The organism is Psychrobacter sp. 1U2 (assembly GCF_051847575.1).
On the sequence record NZ_JBPYDC010000028.1, the window covers coordinates 1 to 22,132 of the forward strand.

Consider the following 22,132-nt stretch of genomic DNA (forward strand, 5'->3'; position numbering starts at 1 on the left):
ATAGTCATGATCATAAAAATGATTAACATGGTTGAGGAGCAAGGTAATTATTGGGTAGCTAATAGCTTTATTTGGGGCTGGTTGTTACTACCTGCCTTAGCATTGTCCGAGTTAGTAAAAAGAGACGTTGGGGCAGATGTAAATAATATTGCCAAAAACACAAAAGGCTATTTCTCACTAGGGCTAATATTTGTCGCTATATGGTGTATTACCATTCCTTTTTGGCATAGCTTTCTTACGAACGTTATGAATGTTCAGGATATAAAAGCGGTGATTTATATTGTTGGAGTACAGACAGTATTTTATTTTGTATTTGTATTTAATAATAGTATCTTGGATGCTACCTTATACGGCTTGGGTAAAACAAACTATATGTTCTTTCAGTCACTTTGGGTCAATTTTGGCTATTATGGCACGATGTTTATATTGTATAAGCTAGGTATCTTTACGCCAACGCTTTTAAGTATATGTTTGATGTTTGGATTTGGTATATTGATAGACCTAATTCCGACTATTATCTTGTATAAGAAAGCGTTGCGTGAAAAAGGCATTAAAGTAGCATGGTGATTTTAGCTTTTAAGGGTAAGCTGGGTTAAAAGCACAGCCTACCGCTAATTTTCTTTCAATTTATTGTAAAGCAATTCAAATTTTCTTACAGATTCTTCCTGGGTTTGTCTTAAGCTGATTTTTACTATTTCCATCTTTCTTATTGCCAATTTTGCTTCACCTTCTGTTATAGAATCAAATTCTTCTGATAGCTTATTCCTCATGTTACTGATGTTTTCGAGACTTGGTTTTAACAGTCCTAACTCATAATCATCAAACATTTTTTTAATAGTTGCATTGAGTTCTCCTTCAAACTTCTTGATACGTTCTTTCTCATGATAAACATCACTAATAGCAGACTGCCAAATCATTTCTACTTCTTTAGTAGCTTTCAGAGCGTTGAGTCTTAATTCGTAAAGATATTTATCTTGTGACTGCTCAAGAGTCCTTTTAGTATTTTTAACAGCCTCTTTTGTATTTATATACATGAGTAGAGTGATGAAAACACTCATTACTGAAATAATTATGGGTATGATTGAGATTGCGTCCATATAATCAAATTTTAAATGAGTTACTAAATGAATGAGTAATTGTAAGCTAGGTTTTTAACCCAGCTTACTCAAGCTCAAATAATCAAACCAAAATCAACCAACCTCAACCGAACTCACATTCTGAAAGCCTCTTGGTAACTGACCACCGCGATTACCACGCGTTCCCTTATAATTGACCAAGTCCATCGGCTTCAATGTCACATGACGTTTGCCAGCGGTAATGATTAAACTGTCCTGCAAACTCAATGGCGTAAGCGCTAACACCTCTTCATCGCCTTTTAGCGTGATCATTTTATTACCCTTGCCGCGTGCTTGCTCTGGCAGATCCTCCAACGCAAAGAGTAATAAATAACCGGCATTAGTCACCACAGCGACATGATCAGGGGTGGCTGTTACCGCTTCGCTATCATCGCTACTAGCTCCTGCATTATTATCAATACGGGCGACGGGTAGCAGTTTGCTATCAGTAGCAAGATTGATGATTTTCTTACCCGCTTTTTGATTGCTATCGAGATTACCAAGGGTATTAATAAAGCCATAACCTTGCGAGCTGGCAAGGATAATGCGTTGATCATCGCTACCGGTGAGTAGCTGCTCAAAGCTGGCACCTGCTGGTGGTTTTAGCACGCTAGTCAATGGATCGCCTTGACCGCGCGCCGAAGCCAGATTGTGCGCGTCGATACTATAGCTACGTCCGGTGCTATCGAGCACGTAGATTTTTTCATTGGACTTACCGCGGACATACGCTTGATAGCTATCACCAGAGCGATAGCTCATACCTTGAGCATCGACTTCGTGGCCTTTGGCAGCGCGTATCCAGCCCGCTTTTGATAGTATTGCGGTAATCGGTTCGCTAGGGATAAGATCTGACTCTTTCAATGCCTGCGCTTCTTCACGTTCTGCCAGTGGCGACATACGCTCGTTGCCGTGTTCCTTCATATCAGCGGTAAGTTCATCAATAATAAGCGCGGTTAAACTCTCAGGATTATCCAGATACTCTTGTAAAGTAGCACGCTCGCGCGCTAGCTCATCTTGCTCACTACGTAGTTCGATCTCCTCTAATTTTGCCAATTGCCGCAGACGTATGTCCAAGATAGCATTGGCCTGAATATCAGTGAGGTCGTAGTCCTGCATGAGCGTCGCTTTAGGATCGTCTTCTTCGCGAATGATGCGAATGACTTCATCGATATGCAGATAAGCAATCAGTAAACCTGCCAAGATATGCAAACGCTTATCGATTTTATCGAGGCGGAACTGTACGCGGCGGGTTACTACTGAGCGGCGGCTGACTAGCCATTCTTCCAAGATTTCTTTCAGGTTTTTGACTTGCGGTTTACCGTTAAGGCCAATCATATTCATATTGACGCGGTAATTGCTCTCAAGGTCGGTGCTAGCAAACAGATGACTCATCACGCGCTGCACATCAACGCGCGTTGATTTCAGCTCAAGTACAATACGGCAAGGGTTTTCGTGATCAGACTCGTCGTGGATATCGACCACCCAAGGTAGTTTTTTATCCGTCATTAACCGTGCGATTTGCTCTTGAATTTTATTACCTGAGACTTGATAAGGGAGTGCATCAATGATGACGAGGTTTTTTTCTTTAGGATCGATATAGAAAGTGGCGCGCATTTTATAGCTACCGCGTCCGCTCTCGTACATCGCTTGCAAGTCTTTTTTACTAGTGATGATCTCAGCATTCGTTGGCAGATCAGGTGCAGGTATCGATTGGGTGAGCTGTTTAACGGACAGCTCAGGATTTTTTAGCAGACGAATGGCGGCGCGTACGACTTCATTAAGGTTGTGCGGCGGAATATCCGTTGCCATACCTACGGCGATACCTGTGGTGCCATTGAGTAAAATATTAGGCAGACGCGCGGGCAAAGTCACAGGCTCTTGCATAGAGCCATCGAAATTATCTTGCCAATCAACCGTACCTTGTCCCAGCTCGGCGAGCAAAGTATTGGCATAAGCGGACATCTTGGCTTCGGTATAACGCATCGCGGCAAAGGACTTGGGATCGTCGGGACTACCCCAGTTACCTTGACCCGTGATCAGTGGATAGCGATAGCTAAACGGCTGCGCCATCAGTACCATAGCCTCATAACAAGCGCTATCGCCGTGCGGATGGTATTTACCGAGTACGTCACCGACGGTACGTGCTGACTTTTTGGGTTTGGCGCTAGATTTCAGCCCCAGCTCGCTCATGGCATAGACGATACGGCGCTGCACGGGTTTGAGGCCGTCGGCGATATTGGGTAGCGCGCGATCCATGATGACGTACATGGCATAGTTGAGATAGGCTTGTTCGGTGAATTCTGCCACAGAGCGGCTGTCCATCGCCTCAGTCGCTAAGAGGGTAGGATCGTTATCGATAATATCAGACATAAATTAAGGTTCGCTTTTGCAAAAAGATTATTTTGAGATGATGTTTTAGAGTACCGCTTAAAACTAGCGTTATAGAATGCGGTTATTGGTTATAAAAATAGCTATATTGTAATGATGTAAGGTATAAGGTATAAAAATTCGTTAGTGCTATCGTAAAGGAATTTGTAGTAATTAAAAAGCACTATAAGCGATTAGACGACAGGACATGACGCCTTATTGTTTTATAAACAGCGCTGCTTTATATGGCTTTTGTCAGATGAGTTCAGTAGTATGAATAAAGGCTTATCCCCAATCACAAGGATGTTATTTATGTCACCCTCTCATTATAATGGTTTACGCTTGCACACTGTCACGACGAGGACTTTAATCGTCAGTATCTTAGCGGCTCTAAGTTTAAGCGCTTGTAGCTCGCAGCAAAGAGTCGCGACGACTAGCGACAATAGCAGCCGCGTGATAGACAGCGAAGCTTCAGTGAATTCTGCTCCTGTCGTAGTGTCAGCGCCAGCACCTCAAGTCAGGCGAAAGGCCGCAAGCTCGCAAGCGACAAACCAATCTATGGGCCGCGCTGATGTGCTCTACGATGTCTCCTCAGGACCCGCTATTATTAGACCTGCGCCTATAGTAGTGGTAGAGCAAACCGGTGATAACTACCAAAAAAACATTGCCAATCCTATCAATCGTACGATAGATAATCCAGTAGCGACCTTATCTATCGATACTGATACTGGCAGCTATAGCAATGTGCGCCGCTATCTCAACGAAGGTCAGCTGCCGCCCAGCGACGCGGTCAGAGTCGAGGAGATGATCAATTATTTCCCGTATGACTTCTCCAATAGCCAGCGCTTAGGGCAAGCGCCGTTTGTGGTAGAGACGGAGATTGTCGATTCGCCTTGGGATAGGGTCGATCAGGCCAATCAAATCCTAAAAGTCGGCATCAAAGCTATCGATCCGGCTCAGTACAGTCGTAGCGCTAGCACTCAGCCGCCGCCGGCCAATTTAGTGTTTTTGGTGGATGTGTCAGGCTCTATGAATTCCTCCGATAAATTGACGCTTGCTAAAGCGACTTTAAACTTACTCGCTAAGCAGCTGCGCGCTACCGACACGATCAGTATTGTCACTTATTCAGGCAGTACGCGAGTGGCACTAGCGCCGACGAGCGGTGATAAGACAGCCACCATTCAAGCGGCAATCAATAGTCTAAGTGCGGCGGGCAGTACCAATGGTGAGGACGCGCTCAAACTCGCTTATGAACAAGCCAGTCAAACGTTAAAGAAAGGCAGTATCAATCGTATCTTGATGCTGACCGATGGCGATTTTAATGTTGGTATCAGCGATGTCGATGAGATGATGGATCTAGTTAAGGCCAATCGAGATCGCGGTATCTCTTTATCAACATTAGGCTTTGGTCGCGGCAATCTTAACGATTATATGATGGAGCAAATCGCGGATAACGGCAATGGCAATTATAGCTATATCGATAGCTTAAGCGAGGCCAAAAAAGTATTGGATGATGAATTAAATTCTACCTTTAACACCGTCGCAAGCGACGTCAAAATTCAGCTAGAGTTTAATCCTACGCAAGTTGAGGAATGGCGTTTGATAGGCTATGAGAATCGCATATTAGCTGAGCAAGACTTCAGTAATGATAAGGTTGACGCAGGCGAATTAGGAGCGGGCAAGGCCATAGTTGCCTTATTTGAAATCACGCCCAAAGGCGAGAAAGGCGCAAGCGCGCCGCGTCGCTATACTGACAATGGGAAGACGCTAGCTGCTAATAATAATAGTAATAAAGAGCTAGGCTTTTTGAAAATTCGCTATAAAGCGACTCCGCAAGCATCTTCGCAATTGCTTGAGATGCCGATTGCTACGGTGAGTAAAAGAGTCTCCTTAATGAGCGCGCACCCCGATACCCAGTTTGCGGTGGCAGTGGCCAGCTTCGGGCAGCGTCTACAACAAAGTCCTTATATTAATGACTGGCAGTACCGCGATAGCACGCAGCTTGCCAATCAAAGTCTGAGCTATCAGACGGTCGATGATGCTAATGGCCTGCGCCGCGGCTTTGTCCAATTAACCGAGCTTGCTGAGGCGCTACAACCTGCAAGAGAATAAACAATAGTAATTAAGAGAAGGGCGGCGGCTGAGCGCTAGCGTTATCGTTAGTGAACAAGTTTAAGACTGGATAATTAGAGAGACTTTAGTTTGGTGTTATTGTCGCTATCACTATTGATGCAGCATTCTTGATCTAACTACTAGCGAATACTTTTGATAAAAATAGTAACCGTCAAGTCAGTTTGCACACGCAAGTAACATTCTTTTATATTGAGTAGTCTGTACAAAGTGTGTATGTTAAGGGTTACGCGGGTGTCCAATCAATTATTTTACCCTTTACTATTTTATTAGGAGCAAGAAGATTATGGAAAATCAAGTAAACTCAACCCGTAATGACAACCCAGTTTGGTTAAAAACTTATGAAGAGCTCGGGCTAACTTATGATATCAAAATGCCGCCCGAAAATAGCTCGCTTATCGACATCGTTGAAAAAAGCTTCGCTGACTTTAGTAATAGAACAGCTTTTATTTGCATGGGCTCTTCGATCAGCTTTCAAGAAGTAGATGAATATAGTAAACAAGTCGCTGTTTATCTGCATTCGTTAGGGCTGACGAAAGGCGACAAAGTAGCGGTCATGATGCCAAATATCTTACAGCTCCCCGTTTCGGTCATCGGTGTGCTGCGCGCAGGTCTCACCTTAGTCAATGTCAACCCTCTATACACCACCTCAGAGCTTGAGCATCAGCTAACAGATTCAAACGCTAAAGCGCTTATTATGGTCGAAAATTTCGCCAAAACTTACCAAGATATCGGCCGTGATGTCGTCGATAATGTCGTTATAACCGGTATGGGCGATATGATGGGTACGCTAAAAGGCTTTATGGTCAATACGGTCGTACGTCATGTCAAAAAAATGGTCCCTGAATACAATATTCGTAACAGCGTCAGCTTCAAAAATATGCTGAAAAAGAGCCCAGCTCGAAAGTACAAGCGTCCAGATGATATCACCCTTAGTGATGTTGCCGTTCTACAATATACGGGCGGTACGACTGGGGTTGCTAAAGGCGCTATGCTCACGCACAAAAACTTAGTCGCAAACTTAGTGCAAAGCAATACTTTCTTGGGAAGCGCCTTCGATGATTTCGATAAGCGCGGCGAGCAGCCTGTCATTATGACCGCCTTGCCGCTGTATCATATTTTCTCCTTTACCGTCTGCGGCATGTTCGGCATTTATCGCGGTTGTATTGGTCTATTAGTGCCAAATCCACGTGACTTAGATAGCTTGATGAAAGCTTATGAAGCCAATCCGCCTTCGTTCTTCCCGGCGGTCAATACCTTATTTAACGCGCTTGCCATCAATGAGAAATTCAAAGCTATGGATCATAGCAAGCTGCTCGTCTCTATGGGCGGCGGTATGGCAGTACTGAGCTCAACCGCTGAAAAATGGCGTCAAGTGACCGGCAATATTATCCTGCAAGGCTATGGTCTGTCGGAGACTTCTCCAGTATCAACGGCGAACCCGATTAATAGTGCGACCTTTACTGGAACTATCGGCGTACCTATGCCAGGTACCGAGATTGCCATTATCGACGATGAAGGTAATGAGGTTGCGTTGGGTGAACGCGGTGAGATTGGCGTACGCGGCCCACAGGTGATGAAAGGCTATTGGCAGCGTAAAGAGGCCACGGCTGAGGTAATGACTGATGATGGTTATTTCTTAACCGGTGATATCGGTATCATGGGTGAGGATGGTTATGTGACGATTGTGGATCGCAAAAAGAATATGATCTTAGTCTCAGGTTTCAACGTTTATCCGACTGAAGTCGAAGAGGTAATGTCAGGTCATCCTAAAATCGTTGAGTGCGGCGTCATCGGTATCGACAATGGCGAGAGCGGTGAAGTGCCAAAGATCTTTGTTGTGCGTCAAGACGATAGCCTAACTAAAGAAGAGGTGTTGAAATATAGTCAAGACAACCTTACTGGCTATAAGCGCCCACGTTATGTTGAGTTCATCGACGAGCTACCAAAGTCAAACGTCGGTAAAATCCTGCATAAAGATCTGCGTGAGATGGAAGCTAAGAACAACGCTTAAGCTAAGTTTAGCTGGCGAGTGATAAACGGCTATTAAAGGCAGGTTAAAAACCGTAGATATTAATATCTGACATCAGTAAATAAAAATAAGGCGGCCATGGGTTGCCTTATTTTTTTGTGCCACCTTTTTTTGTGTCGCAGGGTTTTGCTTAGCAATAGAGAATTTTTAGCAAAAATGCTATAGTCGTTAGCATTAGAGTTCTGTAATTTTACTAAATAAAGAGTGCTTTTTAATAATGACATTCTAAATATCCCCTTAAATTGACTCATTTAGGACCATTTATGACTAACAATAACAAGGCTTCATCGCCAGCCATCCAAAATGAATTTCCAACGATACCGAATATCCCGAGTGATAGACCTTGGCTCAATGCCTATGAGCGTTATGACATCAACGCCACTATTGACATGCCAGAAGACGATACTTCGCTACTTGACGTTTTTGAGCGCAATTTTCGCCGCTATGGTAAAAAGAGCGCTTATATTTGTATGGGCGCATCAATCAGCTACAAGCAGCTCGATCTCTATAGTCGTCAGATCGCCAGTTATTTACAGTCGCTTGGTCTCAAAAAAGGCGATAAAGTCGGCGTGATGATGCCTAATATTTTGCAGTATCCTATTGTGGCTCTTGGGATCATTCGCGCTGGCATGATCTTAGTCAACGTCAACCCCCTTTACACTAGTCGTGAGCTATCGCATCAACTGCAGGACAGCGGCGCCAAAGCGTTATTCATCGTTGAGAACTTCGCCAAGACGTATCAAGAAGCTGAGGATAAAGGTCAGGTTAAACATGTTATCGTCTGTAACTTGGGTGATATGCTCGGAGCGGTCAAAGGCGTAGTCGTTAACTTAGTCGCCCGTCATATCAAAAAAATGATTCCTGCTTATAATTTGCCTAATAGCACCTCATTTAAGCAAGCGCTACATTCTGTATCTGCTAGCAAATATCAGCGCCCTAATCTCAATCTAAGCGATGTGGCGCTGCTGCAATATACTGGCGGTACAACTGGCGTGGCCAAAGGCGCAATGCTATCGCACGGTAACTTAGTCGCCAATATGCTACAGATTAGCGTACTGATGAATAGTGCTTTTGATGATGATGCCAATAGCGATGATGTGATTTTGACCGCGTTGCCGCTGTATCATGTCTTCTCCTTTATGGTCTGCGGCATGTACGGTATGTATCAAGGCTATACGGGCTTACTGATTCCTAATCCGCGCGATCTCGATGGTTTGATCAAAGAGATGGATAAATATAAGCCTTCCTTTATTCCCGCCGTTAACACTTTATTCAATGGCCTTGTGCATCACGATGAGTTTGCAAAACTAGATTTCTCTAATCTAAAAGCGGCTATCGGCGGCGGTATGTCCGTACTGCCAAGCGTTGCCAAAGAGTGGCATAAAGTTACAGGCTTACCTATTGTAGAAGGCTATGGCCTGTCTGAAACCTCGCCAGTAGTCGCTTTCAATCCGATGACGATTGCCAAATTCACCGGTAAAATTGGTATTCCTGCCTCGAGTACCGACATTATTCTTATCGATGATGACGATAATGAGGTGGCAATCGGTGAGCGCGGCGAGATCTGTGTGAAAGGCCCACAGGTCATGATAGGCTATCAAAATCGTCCTGATGAGACCGCAGAAACTTTTACCAAAAACGGTTATCTAAAAACCGGCGACATCGGCATTATGGATGAAAAAGGCTTTATCAAAATCGTTGATCGCAAAAAAGATATGATATTAGTCTCAGGCTTTAACGTGTATCCGAACGAGATTGAAGAAGCGATGAGCGAGCACGCTGCGGTGAAAGAAGTCGGAGCTATCGGTGTTCCAAATGACGAGCGCGGCGAAGATCCAAAGATTTTTGTGGTGAAAAAAGGCAATGTCACTGAACAAGAGCTTATCGATTTTGGTAAAAAACAATTGACTGGCTACAAACGTCCTCGCCATGTACAGTTCGTTGATGAGCTGCCAAAGTCCAACGTCGGCAAAATCTTACGTAAAGAACTACGTAAAATGGAAGGTTTAGAATAGACGGCATTTTCTGCTATTGAGCATTTATTGAACCTAAAGTGCTCATAGAGCCGTACGGTACTGCGCCAATCTTGCTATTAGCGCGCTGCCACGTTAGGATATCTTCTATATTTTATAAGGGTTTTTTATCACCTTGTCCCAACTCTACCTTAGGATACTATATGCGTAATGATAACCGTGAGCTTGACCAACTTCGTTCAATCAGCTTTGAGCGTCACTATACCAAACATGCTGAAGGCTCGGTGTTGGTTAGCTTCGGCGATACCAAAGTGCTCTGTACCGCCAGTGTCGAATCCGGTGTACCGCGCTGGCTAAAAGGTAAAGGCAAAGGCTGGGTGACTGCCGAATATGGTATGCTGCCACGCGCGACCAATACCCGTAACCAGCGCGAAGCGGCGCGCGGTAAGCAGTCGGGTCGTACGCAAGAAATTCAGCGTCTAATCGGTCGTAGCCTGCGCGCGATGATCGATCTTAGCAAATTGGGCGAAAACACTATCTATCTTGATTGTGATGTGTTGCAAGCAGATGGTGGTACGCGTACCGCAAGTGTCACCGGTGCGGCAGTCGCGCTAATCGATGCGTTAGAGAGCTTGCAGAAAACCAAAAAGCTTAAAGCGGATCCGCTCATTGGTTTGGTCGCGGCAGTGTCAGTCGGTATGAAAGACGGTCAAGCCTATCTGGATCTCAATTATGAAGAGGATTCTAATTGTGATACCGATCTAAACGTCGTGATGACGCAAAAAGGTGAGTTTATTGAGCTGCAAGGTACTGCTGAAGATAAGCCGTTTACCCGCGCGCAGGCTGATGATATGTTGGCGCTAGCCGAAAAAGGAATCAGCGAGCTGGTCGATCTACAAAAAACAGCGTTAGGCTGGTAAGGTATCCAGCTAGAAGGTCATGCTAGTGACCCTCTAGCTACGGGTTGTTTTATTATTCTGTGACAGGTCGTCTCTATGCTCAAGCTGACTGATGATGGTGCGAAGATTAGCTTACAAGGGCAGCCGCCTACTGGTGATAATGGGCTGTTTTGGTTTGGCTCAGCGTTATTGATCGGCGCGGTTGCGGTAGCGATGGCGATGAGCTTATTGTCTGAGCGCCTTTCTATCGGTGCCCTTGCTCTGCTCATTATTGGTAGTTTCTTTTTTAATAGGCAGCGCCAGCAGCGCAAAAAACAGCTCGGCGGCGTCATCAGCAGTGGCGTATTATGGGTGCGCGCAGGTGAGTTGGTTCATGAGTATTCAGGCAAGCGGGAGTCTATTCAGCTAGACGAGGGCGATAAAATCACTTTATTTGGTGAGCAAATCCAGATCTTAGATGCTAATGATAACCGTAAATACCATATAAGCGGCTTCGATAATGTACAAGAAGCCAAAGCTGCGCAAGCGATACTACAAGGTCAAGCGCTGAGCAAACGTCACGTCAATATTAAGATGCAGGATAGCTCAGACTAAAGCTGTACTTTTTCGCGGTCAACTGCATAATTAATTCCTTCTGTGTTTCTCTATAATTACAAACGACTATAAGAAAAAGCTCGTCTGTACTTTCCTTGTTAGCCTGTCTTTTTTATCACATCCCTCTTAATAGATCATATTGCCGATTATCTGGCTTTTATTACCCTTTGTCGGTTATATTGTGGCGATAATGCTTGCAGATTCCTATATAAATAGTTTATAACTAAAGCTAGTTCGCTTTAACTAAGCAGTATCAGATCATTATGGTTTGATATTTACTATTAGATATTTACTATTGCAAGTGCAGTGACTATTTTGACAGGGAGTGGGTCATGTCGCGTTTTTCGGTTTGCTCAAATGTATACTTGGCTGGTGCGTCATGCTTAACGGCAGCGTTATGGATAGCGACTATGGGTCAAGCTCACGCTGATAGTATGAGTGCGCTTATTGCGCAAAAGTCAGCGCAGGACAGTGCCCGTTATACGTCATCGTATTCGGCAGTACCAACTGCTACAGTCAGTACTCGCTCCATCATTCAGCGAGCTGATGCTACTCGTAGTGACAGCCGTAATCGCTATCAGTATCCGCAAAAGGTTTATCAGCCGCCGCAAGTTTTGCCTGCGTTTTTATCCGGCAGTTATGATAATGTCGATAGCGAATATTTGCCAATATTGAGCCAAGCTGAGAGCCAAAGCAGTACGGCCGCGCGCGAGGTCATCAGTACCGCACGGACTATGGCGCTCAATGAGCGCGCTATCATTCAAGGCGGCTGCTGGGACTACTTAGATGCAGTGTTTAAGCGAGCAGGGGTGACTCGCGATACTGTCCATAAAGGTATTTATCGGCAAGGCCCGTACGCCAATAGTAACGAGATACAAGCGGGCGACTGGCTGTACTATATTAATCATGGCTATAACGGCGTCGAGCACAGCGGTCTATTTGTTGGCTGGGTTGATGAGTCCGCTAGGCAAGCCTTGATGCTCAGCTATGCTGGTGAAAACCGCCGCGAGCCTGCGCGTTACAAGGTCTATGATCTCAGCAATGTCTATCAGATTATGCGCCCAACCATCTAGCTTAAACCACTCTTAATGAATCAGCATAAAAAAGCGTCCGAAGCTTATGAGTTGTGGACGCTTTTTGCTCGTATTGGTAGCAACTTTTAAAGGCTAAGTTTCAGGTAAATGTTGATTAGAACGGCTTGACCACCACTAAGATGACAATAATAACTAAGCCGAGTACCGGTACTTCATTGAATCCGCGCCAAAACTTATGGCTTTTATATTGCGGCTGGTTGACAAGCTTTTTGCGATAAAAGCCGCAAGCACCGTGATAGGCCGATAGTAGAATGACTAGCACAATTTTAACATGTAACCAGCCTTGGGTCTTATAGACCTCCCAGCCGAGTCCCACCATCCATAAGCCAAATATCCAAGTGGCGATCATCGATGGGGTCATGATGCCGCGGTATAGTTTGCGCTCCATTACAATAAAGCGCTCTTGGCTAACAAGATCATCACTCATGGCATGATAAACAAACAAGCGCGGTAAGTAGAATATCGCGGCAAACCAGCAAACCATAGATATAATATGCGCCGCTTTAATCCAATTAAAATAATCGACCATAACTTACTCTCTACACTTTATTTTTAATGCGCTTATTTATAACGCTCTATAAGGGTTTTTACTAATAGTAAATCGGCTTATTCAGTGAGCAATACTTCTGACTGCTGACCGCTCGCCGCATCAAAAACAGCAACGACCTTTGGGGCTTTAGGCGCTGCTATCTGCGCAGTTAAGCCCAGCTCTTGCATTAATCGATTGTCATTGGCTTGGCTGGCGTTACCTGTTGTTAACAGCTTGTCGCCATAAAAAAATGAATTAGCGCCCGCCATAAATGCCAATGCTTGCTCGGCATCCGATAAACTCTCACGCCCCGCTGAGAGCCGCACATAGCTAGTTGGACAGCAGATGCGTGCTACCGCAATCGTACGAATCCACTCCAGTACGGGCAGCTCGCCCTCGCTTAACACCTTATCACCGAGCGGTGTACCTTTAATAGGCACTAATAAATTGACAGGGATAGATTCCGGCGCTTTTGGCATCTTTAACAGCTCATGCACCCAGTCGATCCTATCGTCACGGCTTTCACCCATACCGACGATATTGCCGCTACAGACATGAATACCTGAATTACGGACGTGGCTAATGGTGTCTAGCCTGTCATCATAGCTGCGGGTACTAACTACCTGATCGTAATAGTTTCTAGAAGTATCGAGGTTATGATTATAATAATCAAGCCCAGCGTCAGCCAACTGTAATGCCTGTTCTGAATCGAGCATACCTAAAGTCATACAAGTCTCAAGACCTAACGCTTTGACCTCCCTTATGAGCTCAATCACATAAGGCATATCTTTATGGCTAGGATGCTTCCAAGCTGCTCCCATACAAAACCTTGATGAGCCGCTAGCTTTGGCGCGTTTGGCAGCGGCAAGCACTTTATCTACTGCTAAGCGTTTTTCGGCTTGTAATTGCGTCTTATCACGGTGATGGCCAGACTGTGAGCAGTAACCACAATCCTCAGGGCAATTACCAGTCTTAATAGATAGTAGCGTGCTAATCTGCACCTCATTAGCTGTAAAGTTCTCTCTATGAACGCTCTGCGCTTGCAACAATAAATCCATAAGCGGCAAATCAAAGAGTTCTGCTATCTCTGTACGACTGTACTTATGGTCATTAAGGTGAGTCTGATTCTGGGTGGCGTCGGTTGCTAGGGCAGTAGCTGATTTAGCAGAATGTAAGGTGGAAGGTACAAAACCGCTGGTGTCATCTGCTTTATCATTAACCGTAGTAGGCTCTGAGATACTAAGTAATCCTGCCATCATTAATCCTTTAATTTATATAGAATGTCAGACCAAAATACAAACCTTAGGTCATAAAAAAAGTTACGGCATCTAGTATACCGTAACCCTAATTAAAATACTTAGCGCGAGGAGACAAAACAACTCAGTCACTATTTGGCAAAAATTATTTGCCTAGTTTATGTTTAGCGACGCCCACCCAATGCTCCGCAAACTGCTGAGCTTTATAAGCGTAAGGTTTAGCTTTATTGATATAAGGCTCACACTCTTCTGGAATAGTAGGTACGATATGCTTGGCCAGCTTATTGAACCACATCATCAAGCTATAATCGCCCTCAATGCTAAGCTTACCTTCTTGCACCGCCGTCATAAAGGCTGGCAAGCTACCTTTGGTGAGTAGTCTCACACCCGTCATAGAGTCTTTAAATTTGATGGTCAGGTCGGCTTTTTCAGCAGAGCCACTTTTTTGCTCAAATTGACCGTTATCGAAACTAAAATGACGAGCAATGTCTGCTTCTTCACTAGCGATTTCTATCACCACTTGGCGGTCAGCCAGTAGCTGCTGAAACTCTTCATTATCGCTATCAGCAAGCATGGACAAGCGATAGCCGACAACCGCGAGTAATACATCTAATGGATCAGACTTGATATCTAAAACAGGAACAGTAAACATAATAAGACTCCTAAGGGTCAGTAAAATAAAGCGTACTCTATAGTAATTATGACTATAAGCATATATTTAAATGATAACTTATGCGTGCAAAGCAATTCATTAGTAGTTGCGTAGAGACCGTTAAGTATCGTGTAACAATAAAGTAGAAATAACCATAAAAAAGCGCCATTAATAGGCGCTTTTATAACCACAGGTCATTTTATTCAAAGCGCGGCTGGTAATCATCATAAATAGGCGAGTGCTCGACATAACGCGCTGCCGCGAGTGCACGCTCTTGCTCCATCGCTTGACTGACGTCCTCATAGCGTAGAGCGCGGTAGAGTACCCAAGCAAACAAGGGCAGCCAACTGATCCCCATCGCCGCCACATATCCATGCCAATCTGAGAGCGATGTCCAAAGCATCAGTCCACTATGCATCACTTCAACAGCTAACCAATAGGCGATGCCGCCTAGTACATACCATAGCAGCCAGCGCTGCGAAGAGAGGACAATTGCAGCTATGAGACTGGCTAATAAACCATAACCCAACAAAGCGCTCGTATTGCCAGTCACACTTAAGCTCTCAACACTGGCTATAGAAAATACAGTCGATAACATCATTCATCTCGCTATTCATAAGGTGAATTCCAATGACCTATTATGAAAGCAAAAGGGCGAAAGCTAAAGTGAGAAAAGCGGGGTTGCGACAACAGTTGACGTCTCTTTTTTTAGGCTATTTATCCTTACTATAGTGAGTGCTAAATAAAGAAAGTGCCGCTGTTATGGCGTGCTACTGGGATGGGTTTTGCGCTGCCTCTAGAGTGACGAAGTCGCACAGCAAAGGAAAATTTATACCAGTAGCACTGTATGTATTTTATAGTGGATTGACTATAGTCATTACTCATGGCTCATAATTCGAGCGAGCTTGCTGACTGTGATGTCCCCACCAAGACAGTAGCGATACTAGAACTGCGCCTAGAATCATCAGCCCCAAAGTTGTCAGCCACTGCGCGCCAGTAGGGTAGTGCCAAGGTGCGACATTATGAATCGCATCGCTATTGAGCGTACCGAGCGCATCCACTTTCCACGGCCAAACCTTGACTAAGGAGCCAGCAATAAAGCCTGTTAGCAAAGCCAAAGTCGCTTGATAATATCTTGATAATAGCCACTTTAGCAGACGGGTAAAAAGCAGTAGTCCGGTCAACATTCCTGCCATTAAGGTAAAAATAACCGACAAATTAAAAGTATCTACCGCTTCTAATACGGCATCATAAGCGCCCATGAGCAGTAAGATAAACGAGCCTGAAATACCGGGCAAAATCATCGCACAAATGGCAATCGCTCCAGCAAAAAACAAATAGGGCAAACTTGGAGTGGCTGAGGATATTGGTAAACTGCTAATAAAGACTGCAATGAGCAACCCTGCGATAAATAAGCTTGCGCGCGCCGCTGTCCAGCGCTTGATCTCGCTCAATAATATCACTACAGTGGCGACAACTAAGCCAAAGAAAAATGACCAGATTAGCAACGGCTGATTATCCAGTAAGTACTTAATCATCCCGGCTAAAGTGGCAAAGCTGGTAACAATACCTAATAGCAAAAACAATAAAAAAGTTGCATCGACTTGTCGCCAAATCGCAAGCAAGCCTTTTATGCCGCCATCAGTACGAAACACTTGCCACAGGCTAGGTCCAATACTACCAAGCGCATTAATAAGACGCTGATAAATACCCGCGATCAAAGCGATAGTACCACCAGAAACGCCTGGTACGATGTCAGCCGCGCCCATTGCCATACCTTTTATGTAGACACCTATGAGTTGTTTAGATTGATCTGACTTACTAAGAGAAGAGGTGTTAGGCTGATGAACGGACGGCGCATCTGGCCGCGGTGAGGGTGATGTCATTATTGACATTCCTTATAACAATTAAACAGCTAGAGAAAGTTTGTGATTTTATGGTCTGTAATCATACAGTCTATAGACGCAACGTCTAGCGTCCGAGGTACTATGGTCTAGCAAAAAGCTAATAACACTGAGCTAAGGCAATAATATTAGCCCAGCGTGATGAGCCTAACGGACGACCAGAGGATGTATTGCATTTTATACTTAACGGACTGGGGAGGCCTGCGTTAATTCGGGATAGCCAAGCGCGTAAAGTACGCCTTCTAGTCCCGTGACATTGACTGCCGCATCGGCGCGGGCTTGGACAATAGGCTTGGCATTATAGGCGACTCCTAAATCGGCAAGCGCCATCATCGGTAAATCATTAGCGCCGTCACCCACGCAGACCACTTGCGACATCTCAATACCTAAGCGCTCAGCGGTATGTTTGACGATCGCCGCCTTTTTATCACCATTGACGATAGGCAGTTGAATATGCCCCGTGACTTCGCCTTCTTCAATATCTAAAAAATTGGCATGCACTTCATCGATGCCTAATTGTTCAGCGATATAATCGGCAAAGTAAGTAAAACCACCTGAGACGAGCACCGTATGATAGCCCAAAGCTTTTAGCGCAGTGATCGTGGTATGAGCGCCGGTAGAGATCGTTAGACGCGCACAAATCTCATCGAGCACCGTCGTTGGAATGCCTTCGAGCAATGCCACTCGGCTAACAAAAGATTCATCAAAATCAATCTCACCGCGCATAGCGGCCTCAGTAATCGCCTCGACTTCTGCACCGATGCCTGCGGTTTTGGCCAGCTCAACGATGACTTCTTGCTCAATGAGAGTAGAATCCATGTCAAAACAAGCTAGCTTATGCGTGCGTAGGATGTGACCGATAGACAAAATATGACAATCGACTAAATTATCGCTATCCATACGCGAGTCGACTGCATTGTCAGTGCTTAGATTATCAGTGCTTTTCTTGTCAATATAGTGCTGAGCCAAATCATGACGCAGACGGGTAGTTAGCTGGTCGTCGATGATGTGCGCCGCGGCCACCTTCTTGGCCGGATGCATTAAGGTATCAGTCACAGGGACTAGCAGATAGCGGAACACTTGTGCGGGGACAAAGGCCGATTGGCTCGCCTGCGAATGGTCAGTAGCCGCTGAGTCGCTCGTAGCAACATCAATTTCAATAAAGCTTGCCTCAGCATCCTCGGCTACCGTGACCAAATGCCAGCTTGGCTGCTCATCAACCCAAGATTGTACATAGTTATGAATATCTAGCGCTGGCACATGAGCGGGGAGCACCACAATCAAAGCAAACACGGGTAGCGATTGCAAAGCATCAAAGTCAGTCAAGTTAGTGCCACTAGGTAGCAGCGCGGCGACAGAATCGACGGCTTGTTGCCATGCTTTGCTGTCTTTTGGTAACGAGTAAGGCGTATTTTTTGGCATGGCTAAATTGTCCCTTGTATGCGCAGATAAGATTAGGAATAATAACAGCTTTAGTACGCTAAGCCTATATGTGAGGCACAAACTATCTAGCAAGCGAAAAAGCATCATGGCAGACGCAAAGGTGGCGAATAGCGCTAGATAGTTCTCTAAACTGACGACAGTAGGATTGGTGAAGATTTAGGCTTAAATCCTAGAGTATTAAATTTATTATAGGCATAAACTATGATAGCCATGATGATGATATAGTAGCTATTAAGCGCGTTAGCGTTCAGCGATAAAACTTGCTTGGCAAGCACAAGTTAGCTTATCTATAGAGCAGTTAGCCGCTATTTGACAATATGCTTTTCCCAAAAACGATCGATAGTATCGTTTTTCACTCTTTCTTATAAAAAAGTTTACTCTACCATGACTTATTTAGCGCCGCGGCAAGGATTGTTTGCCATCATTATTCTGATTAGTTTTTGTTTGCAAACCTTGCTGTTGGTCATTAGTACTGATCAGCAGTTAAGCAATAGCCGTCAGCTAAAAGGCGAGCAGATGGTCGCTCAGCTTATCGATGAGGCTCGCTTATCTTTAGAAAACCAAGACCGTGTCAGCTTAAGCGTTATTGCCAATCGCTATACCAGTGAGCAAGACGTCACGCGACTGGTTATTAAGGATAATAACGATGAGGTGCTAGTACCTGTCGGCAATGCACCTATGCAACAAGGCAACACTATTAGCCAAATAGCGACCAATGGCGATGCAGTGATCGGTAGCGTAGCGCTAACCCTAAAGGATATCAGCAAAGGTGAGATTATCACCATGCAGTGGCCCTTTGTGATTGGCTCATTGATACTGCATTTATTGCTGTTATTAGTTTATAGCTATGTTGCGCGGCCAACAAAAGAGCAAATCAGCGCGCTGAGTCAAGACATAGAAGACGTGCATCGTGAGCAATATGCGCGCCGAGCGCAGGCTCATAGCCGTTATCCCGAGGAGATCAGTCAGCAGAGCGAAACGGATACTAACGCGCAAGCAGCGCCTCATGACAGCGCTAGTGCGCCAATGGATGCCAAAACCGGCCCGGTCAATACGGCAACGATTCATAGTGAGTTGAACGCTTATCTCAAATCCCAGCAATCAGCTGACAATCATTCAACTGGCACTAACAGTGCAGCTCAAGGTAGTGACGGCGCTGAGCAAACCTCCATGAGTGCGGCTATGGCGCAAGCGGAGCGCAAAACTGATGCCACCGAAAATAGCACAACCGATAGGGCAAGTGCCAAAGGATATGATGCTGTTAAGCCTAGCGCGCAGAGCTCTAGTTTATCGTCTTCTCGCGCCCTTGAGACGATAAGTGTCCATATCACCTTTCATGACGAGTACAATATGCTCGAGCGCTTGGCGCCAGAGACGCGTATGCCTTATCTGGCCTTATGCACACAGCTATTACAGCAAGCCTTGACTGAGCTGTTAAAACAGCCTTTGTTATTGGGCATTAGCGCGGTCAATAAGCCGTATTTTGATGAAAATGGCGCCTTAGCGGTGCTTAAAGCAGATAATAGCCACGCAAAAGTGGCGCTAGCAGGAGTGATGCTAGGCAAGCTGTATTTGATGCTCAATAAGATCATCCATGATAAGCATATTGAGCTATCTCGCTTTGCGCTACCCGCCAAAGTAGGCGTTAGTGATGAAGCGCAAGTAGATGCAATGACTCAGCTACTCGCTAGCGTCGGGAAAAAAGAGCAAATGCTTATACTATTACCTCATGCCGGCCTAAAACAGATCGGTAGCTACGTGCAGGTACAAAGTGTCAAGCGCCCAACGACCGTCTATGAGCGTGAATGTGCGATATTTGATGGGGGCAATGATGCTATGATGCAGCGTTTAGCCGATGTGCGCAACTCAGTGCTAATGACAGAAAGCGAGGCCTAAATAGCTTAGGTAGCTTAGGTAACAGGGGGTGTATTGTTAAGATAAAATGCGCCTAACGACGAAAAGCATTGACAAGACACCTTAGAGACTTTATAAGGCTTATATAAAGTGAATGATTTTGAATTTTTGGTACAAATAATAGGAGTTTGTCATGAGTGATCCTGATATTGATGATTTTGATGATGAATTTGCCGATGACGATGATGCAAAGATGGTAGAAGAGGCGGAGACTAGTGTCCGTACGCGCCTTAGCAGTTTAGAGAAGCGTCGTCTCATTGATAATTTATTAGAAGAAAAGCGTCTAGCAAAAGCCTTGAAAGACGACTTAGCAGATGATAATGACGATGATCTCGATGACGACTGGGATGCCGATTGGGATGATGACGAAGAGCTCTAGCTCTCAACGCCCTTACGCCCTTTTACCGAAAAGGGCAACACACTTAGTTAAAACAACCTATCTGCTAGTCGTGCTAAGCTAATACATCCTAGTCTAGAACGTCGTAATCTAAAAGTAGTCTTAAAATTTGCCAACCTAACAACAAGGAAGCGCATCATGAGTAGCGACCCATTGAGCTTTGATCAATTACTAGATTTTTTGGACAACCAAGAGAGCCTATATGTGCTCGATAGTATTGCTACCCATGGGTTTTTGACGGCTACGGTAATCGGTCGTCCACTGCCTAATTGGTTAGAGGCACTATTCGAAGGTCAAGCTGACAAACTACCAGAAAACGTGGTAGATGGCGTGAAACGGTGGCGTCAGGCTATCCTCGCTGAGCTCAAAAATGAGCAGCCAATTGAGTTGCCATTTAATGAAGATGCAGAGCATGAAGATACTGCGATGGATTTCTCTGAAGAGTCAGATATTGTCGCTTGGTCGATAGGGTTTGTCGATGCGATGTATGCTGATGAAGCTGAGGATTGGTTTGAGAACGAAGAGACTGCTGAGGATGTCGCGGTGTTAACTTTACCTATGGTTGTGTTCAGCGGCATCGATGATGAAGATGAGGAACTGGTACAAATGCGCAGTGATGACAATAAAATGGCGCAAATGGCTAACAGTATCGAAGGTAACCTGACTGAGCTATTTTTATTATTTCATACTAATGATTAGTTTTAAGTTATCAGCAATACATCGCCACTGCATATGTATTTTAATAAGTAAACGATTAACAGGGCCATTCCATGACCGTGCAACTCTCCAATCTTGAGCATCTACCAGGCTATCGTATTACTGAGCGCTTAGATGTCGTCTATGGTAGTACCGTACGCTCAAAGCATGTCGGTAAAGACTTATTTTCGGGTCTAAAAAATATCGTTGGCGGCGAGCTGACCGCTTATACTGAGCTATTAGAAGAGTCGCGCCAAGAAGCGATAGATCGTATGGTGGTCAAAGCAGAAGCGTTAGGTGCTGATGCCATTGTCGGTCTAAGGTTTTCGACCTCTAGTATCGCGCAGGGCGCCTCTGAGTTATTTGTTTACGGCACCGCGATCAAAGCAGTACCCGAGGAGCAGCGACTACCCAATCAGTATCCTGGCGATACGGGCTATCAGTCTTATCAGGCGCCTAATAACCAAGCTTCTAATAATCAAGGTCAGCCAACGCCTACTAACCCTTCAACAGATGACTTGCCCCGATTTAATCCTTTTGGTGAGTAGTGCTTTTTTCTAAAGCCAAATCATGCCATTAATTAAGCCGTTAAACGCTTAGAGCTTTTTTATTACTAGAGACGGGTTATGAATAACTCTTTAACGCAGATGCTGATCAATTATGCACCGCTACTTATTCTATTTATAGTAGGGTGGTTTTTTGGTGCGCGCCATGAGCGTCAGCATTTAGTACGTTTATCTGTAGCAGAAAAAGAGCTGAGTCATATTGTTGTTTCAAGCGAGCGTTTTTATCGTCCCAAGTTACAAGCTGACAGTGAAGGGGAGCTGGTACTCGGCAGCGTTGTCATCGCTCAAGACTACTTCAAAATGGTCATCGCCAAAGTACTTAGCTTATTTGGCAAAAACCTCACCACTTATGAGACGCTACTCGATCGGGCTCGCCGCGAAGCGATCGTGCGTATGCGTACGCAGGCGCATAGCAAAGGCTATAATCATATCTATGGACTGCGCTTAGAAGTCAGTAACATCAATCAGCTCGGTAGTATGGTTGAGGCTATTGCTTATGGCACCGCAGTCATTAGTCGCGAAAATCTTAAATGATTATCTACTGTTATCAGTCGCCTCATATATAAAGTAC

General features: G+C 44.9%; 20 protein-coding genes. 12 read left to right on the top strand and 8 right to left on the bottom strand.

Translation table 11 applies throughout. The features are described 5' to 3' along the window. The first annotated feature begins 27 nt into the window (after positions 1 to 27). Positions 28 to 567, top strand: a complete 540-nt coding sequence (locus tag ACS8FD_RS11455) for a hypothetical protein (RefSeq protein ID WP_439275975.1) — start codon at positions 28 to 30, stop codon at positions 565 to 567. A 44-nt stretch (positions 568 to 611) separates the two neighbouring features. Here ACS8FD_RS11455 and ACS8FD_RS11460 read toward each other — a convergent pair whose 3' ends face one another. Together ACS8FD_RS11460 and parC are read right to left on the bottom strand one after the other, a co-directional pair. Beyond that, positions 612 to 1,097, bottom strand: coding sequence for a hypothetical protein (locus ACS8FD_RS11460; RefSeq protein ID WP_439275976.1), 486 nt, complete (start codon positions 1,095 to 1,097; stop codon positions 612 to 614). Positions 1,098 to 1,190: 93 nt separating this feature from the next. Next, the gene (gene parC, locus ACS8FD_RS11465; protein ID WP_439275977.1) at positions 1,191 to 3,485 is read right to left on the bottom strand and encodes a DNA topoisomerase IV subunit A; all 2,295 of its coding nucleotides are present in this window, start codon (positions 3,483 to 3,485) and stop codon (positions 1,191 to 1,193) included. Positions 3,486 to 3,794: 309 nt separating this feature from the next. Between parC and ACS8FD_RS11470 the strand changes: the two genes are divergently transcribed. The 6 genes from ACS8FD_RS11470 to ACS8FD_RS11495 all read left to right on the top strand — a co-directional run bounded on the left by ACS8FD_RS11470 (position 3,795) and on the right by ACS8FD_RS11495 (position 12,183). After that, complete coding sequence (locus tag ACS8FD_RS11470; RefSeq protein WP_439275978.1) at positions 3,795 to 5,594, top strand: YfbK domain-containing protein; 1,800 nt, start codon at positions 3,795 to 3,797, stop codon at positions 5,592 to 5,594. Between the two features lie 304 nt (positions 5,595 to 5,898). Beyond that, positions 5,899 to 7,626, top strand: a complete 1,728-nt coding sequence (locus tag ACS8FD_RS11475; protein WP_439275979.1) for an AMP-binding protein — start codon at positions 5,899 to 5,901, stop codon at positions 7,624 to 7,626. A gap of 281 nt (positions 7,627 to 7,907) precedes the next feature. Beyond that, positions 7,908 to 9,659, top strand: coding sequence for an AMP-binding protein (locus ACS8FD_RS11480; RefSeq protein ID WP_439275980.1), 1,752 nt, complete (start codon positions 7,908 to 7,910; stop codon positions 9,657 to 9,659). A gap of 161 nt (positions 9,660 to 9,820) precedes the next feature. Beyond that, positions 9,821 to 10,537, top strand: a complete 717-nt coding sequence (gene rph / locus ACS8FD_RS11485; protein WP_201558964.1) for a ribonuclease PH — start codon at positions 9,821 to 9,823, stop codon at positions 10,535 to 10,537. 75 nt (positions 10,538 to 10,612) lie between these two features. Further along, positions 10,613 to 11,110 carry a hypothetical protein gene (locus ACS8FD_RS11490; protein WP_439275981.1) on the top strand — a complete coding sequence of 166 codons (498 nt, stop codon included), beginning with the start codon at positions 10,613 to 10,615 and terminating at the stop codon, positions 11,108 to 11,110. Positions 11,111 to 11,442: 332 nt separating this feature from the next. Continuing rightward, a complete protein-coding gene (locus tag ACS8FD_RS11495) occupies positions 11,443 to 12,183 on the top strand; it encodes a hypothetical protein (protein ID WP_439275982.1) in 741 nt (246 codons plus the stop codon). A 115-nt stretch (positions 12,184 to 12,298) separates the two neighbouring features. On the opposite strand, the gene hemJ is transcribed toward ACS8FD_RS11495, so the two are convergent. The 6 genes from hemJ to serB all read right to left on the bottom strand — a co-directional run bounded on the left by hemJ (position 12,299) and on the right by serB (position 17,967). After that, positions 12,299 to 12,733, bottom strand: coding sequence for a protoporphyrinogen oxidase HemJ (hemJ, locus tag ACS8FD_RS11500; protein WP_439275983.1), 435 nt, complete (start codon positions 12,731 to 12,733; stop codon positions 12,299 to 12,301). A 77-nt stretch (positions 12,734 to 12,810) separates the two neighbouring features. Further along, entirely contained in the window at positions 12,811 to 13,989 is a 1,179-nt protein-coding gene (gene bioB, locus ACS8FD_RS11505; protein WP_439275984.1) for a biotin synthase BioB, read from the bottom strand. Positions 13,990 to 14,134: 145 nt separating this feature from the next. Beyond that, positions 14,135 to 14,641, bottom strand: a complete 507-nt coding sequence (locus ACS8FD_RS11510; RefSeq protein ID WP_439275985.1) for an SCP2 sterol-binding domain-containing protein — start codon at positions 14,639 to 14,641, stop codon at positions 14,135 to 14,137. A 199-nt stretch (positions 14,642 to 14,840) separates the two neighbouring features. Next, a complete protein-coding gene (aciT, locus tag ACS8FD_RS11515; RefSeq protein ID WP_439275986.1) occupies positions 14,841 to 15,242 on the bottom strand; it encodes an AciT family ciprofloxacin tolerance protein in 402 nt (133 codons plus the stop codon). A gap of 280 nt (positions 15,243 to 15,522) precedes the next feature. Then, positions 15,523 to 16,527, bottom strand: coding sequence for a DUF368 domain-containing protein (locus ACS8FD_RS11520; protein WP_439275987.1), 1,005 nt, complete (start codon positions 16,525 to 16,527; stop codon positions 15,523 to 15,525). A gap of 201 nt (positions 16,528 to 16,728) precedes the next feature. Beyond that, positions 16,729 to 17,967: a phosphoserine phosphatase SerB gene (gene serB, locus ACS8FD_RS11525; protein WP_439275988.1), complete on the bottom strand. Its 1,239-nt coding sequence runs from the start codon at positions 17,965 to 17,967 to the stop codon at positions 16,729 to 16,731. Between the two features lie 405 nt (positions 17,968 to 18,372). On the opposite strand from serB, the gene ACS8FD_RS11530 reads away from it, so the two are divergent. From ACS8FD_RS11530 to ACS8FD_RS11550, 5 genes are all read left to right on the top strand, one after another. Next, the gene (locus tag ACS8FD_RS11530) at positions 18,373 to 19,884 is read left to right on the top strand and encodes a hypothetical protein (protein WP_439275989.1); all 1,512 of its coding nucleotides are present in this window, start codon (positions 18,373 to 18,375) and stop codon (positions 19,882 to 19,884) included. A 151-nt stretch (positions 19,885 to 20,035) separates the two neighbouring features. Continuing rightward, positions 20,036 to 20,281, top strand: coding sequence for a PA3496 family putative envelope integrity protein (locus tag ACS8FD_RS11535; protein ID WP_439275990.1), 246 nt, complete (start codon positions 20,036 to 20,038; stop codon positions 20,279 to 20,281). 156 nt (positions 20,282 to 20,437) lie between these two features. Further along, positions 20,438 to 20,998, top strand: a complete 561-nt coding sequence (locus ACS8FD_RS11540; protein WP_439275991.1) for a UPF0149 family protein — start codon at positions 20,438 to 20,440, stop codon at positions 20,996 to 20,998. 71 nt (positions 20,999 to 21,069) lie between these two features. Next, complete coding sequence (locus tag ACS8FD_RS11545; protein ID WP_439275992.1) at positions 21,070 to 21,543, top strand: YbjQ family protein; 474 nt, start codon at positions 21,070 to 21,072, stop codon at positions 21,541 to 21,543. Positions 21,544 to 21,621: 78 nt separating this feature from the next. Beyond that, complete coding sequence (locus ACS8FD_RS11550) at positions 21,622 to 22,095, top strand: YbjQ family protein (RefSeq protein ID WP_439275993.1); 474 nt, start codon at positions 21,622 to 21,624, stop codon at positions 22,093 to 22,095. The last annotated feature ends 37 nt before the right edge of the window (positions 22,096 to 22,132 follow it).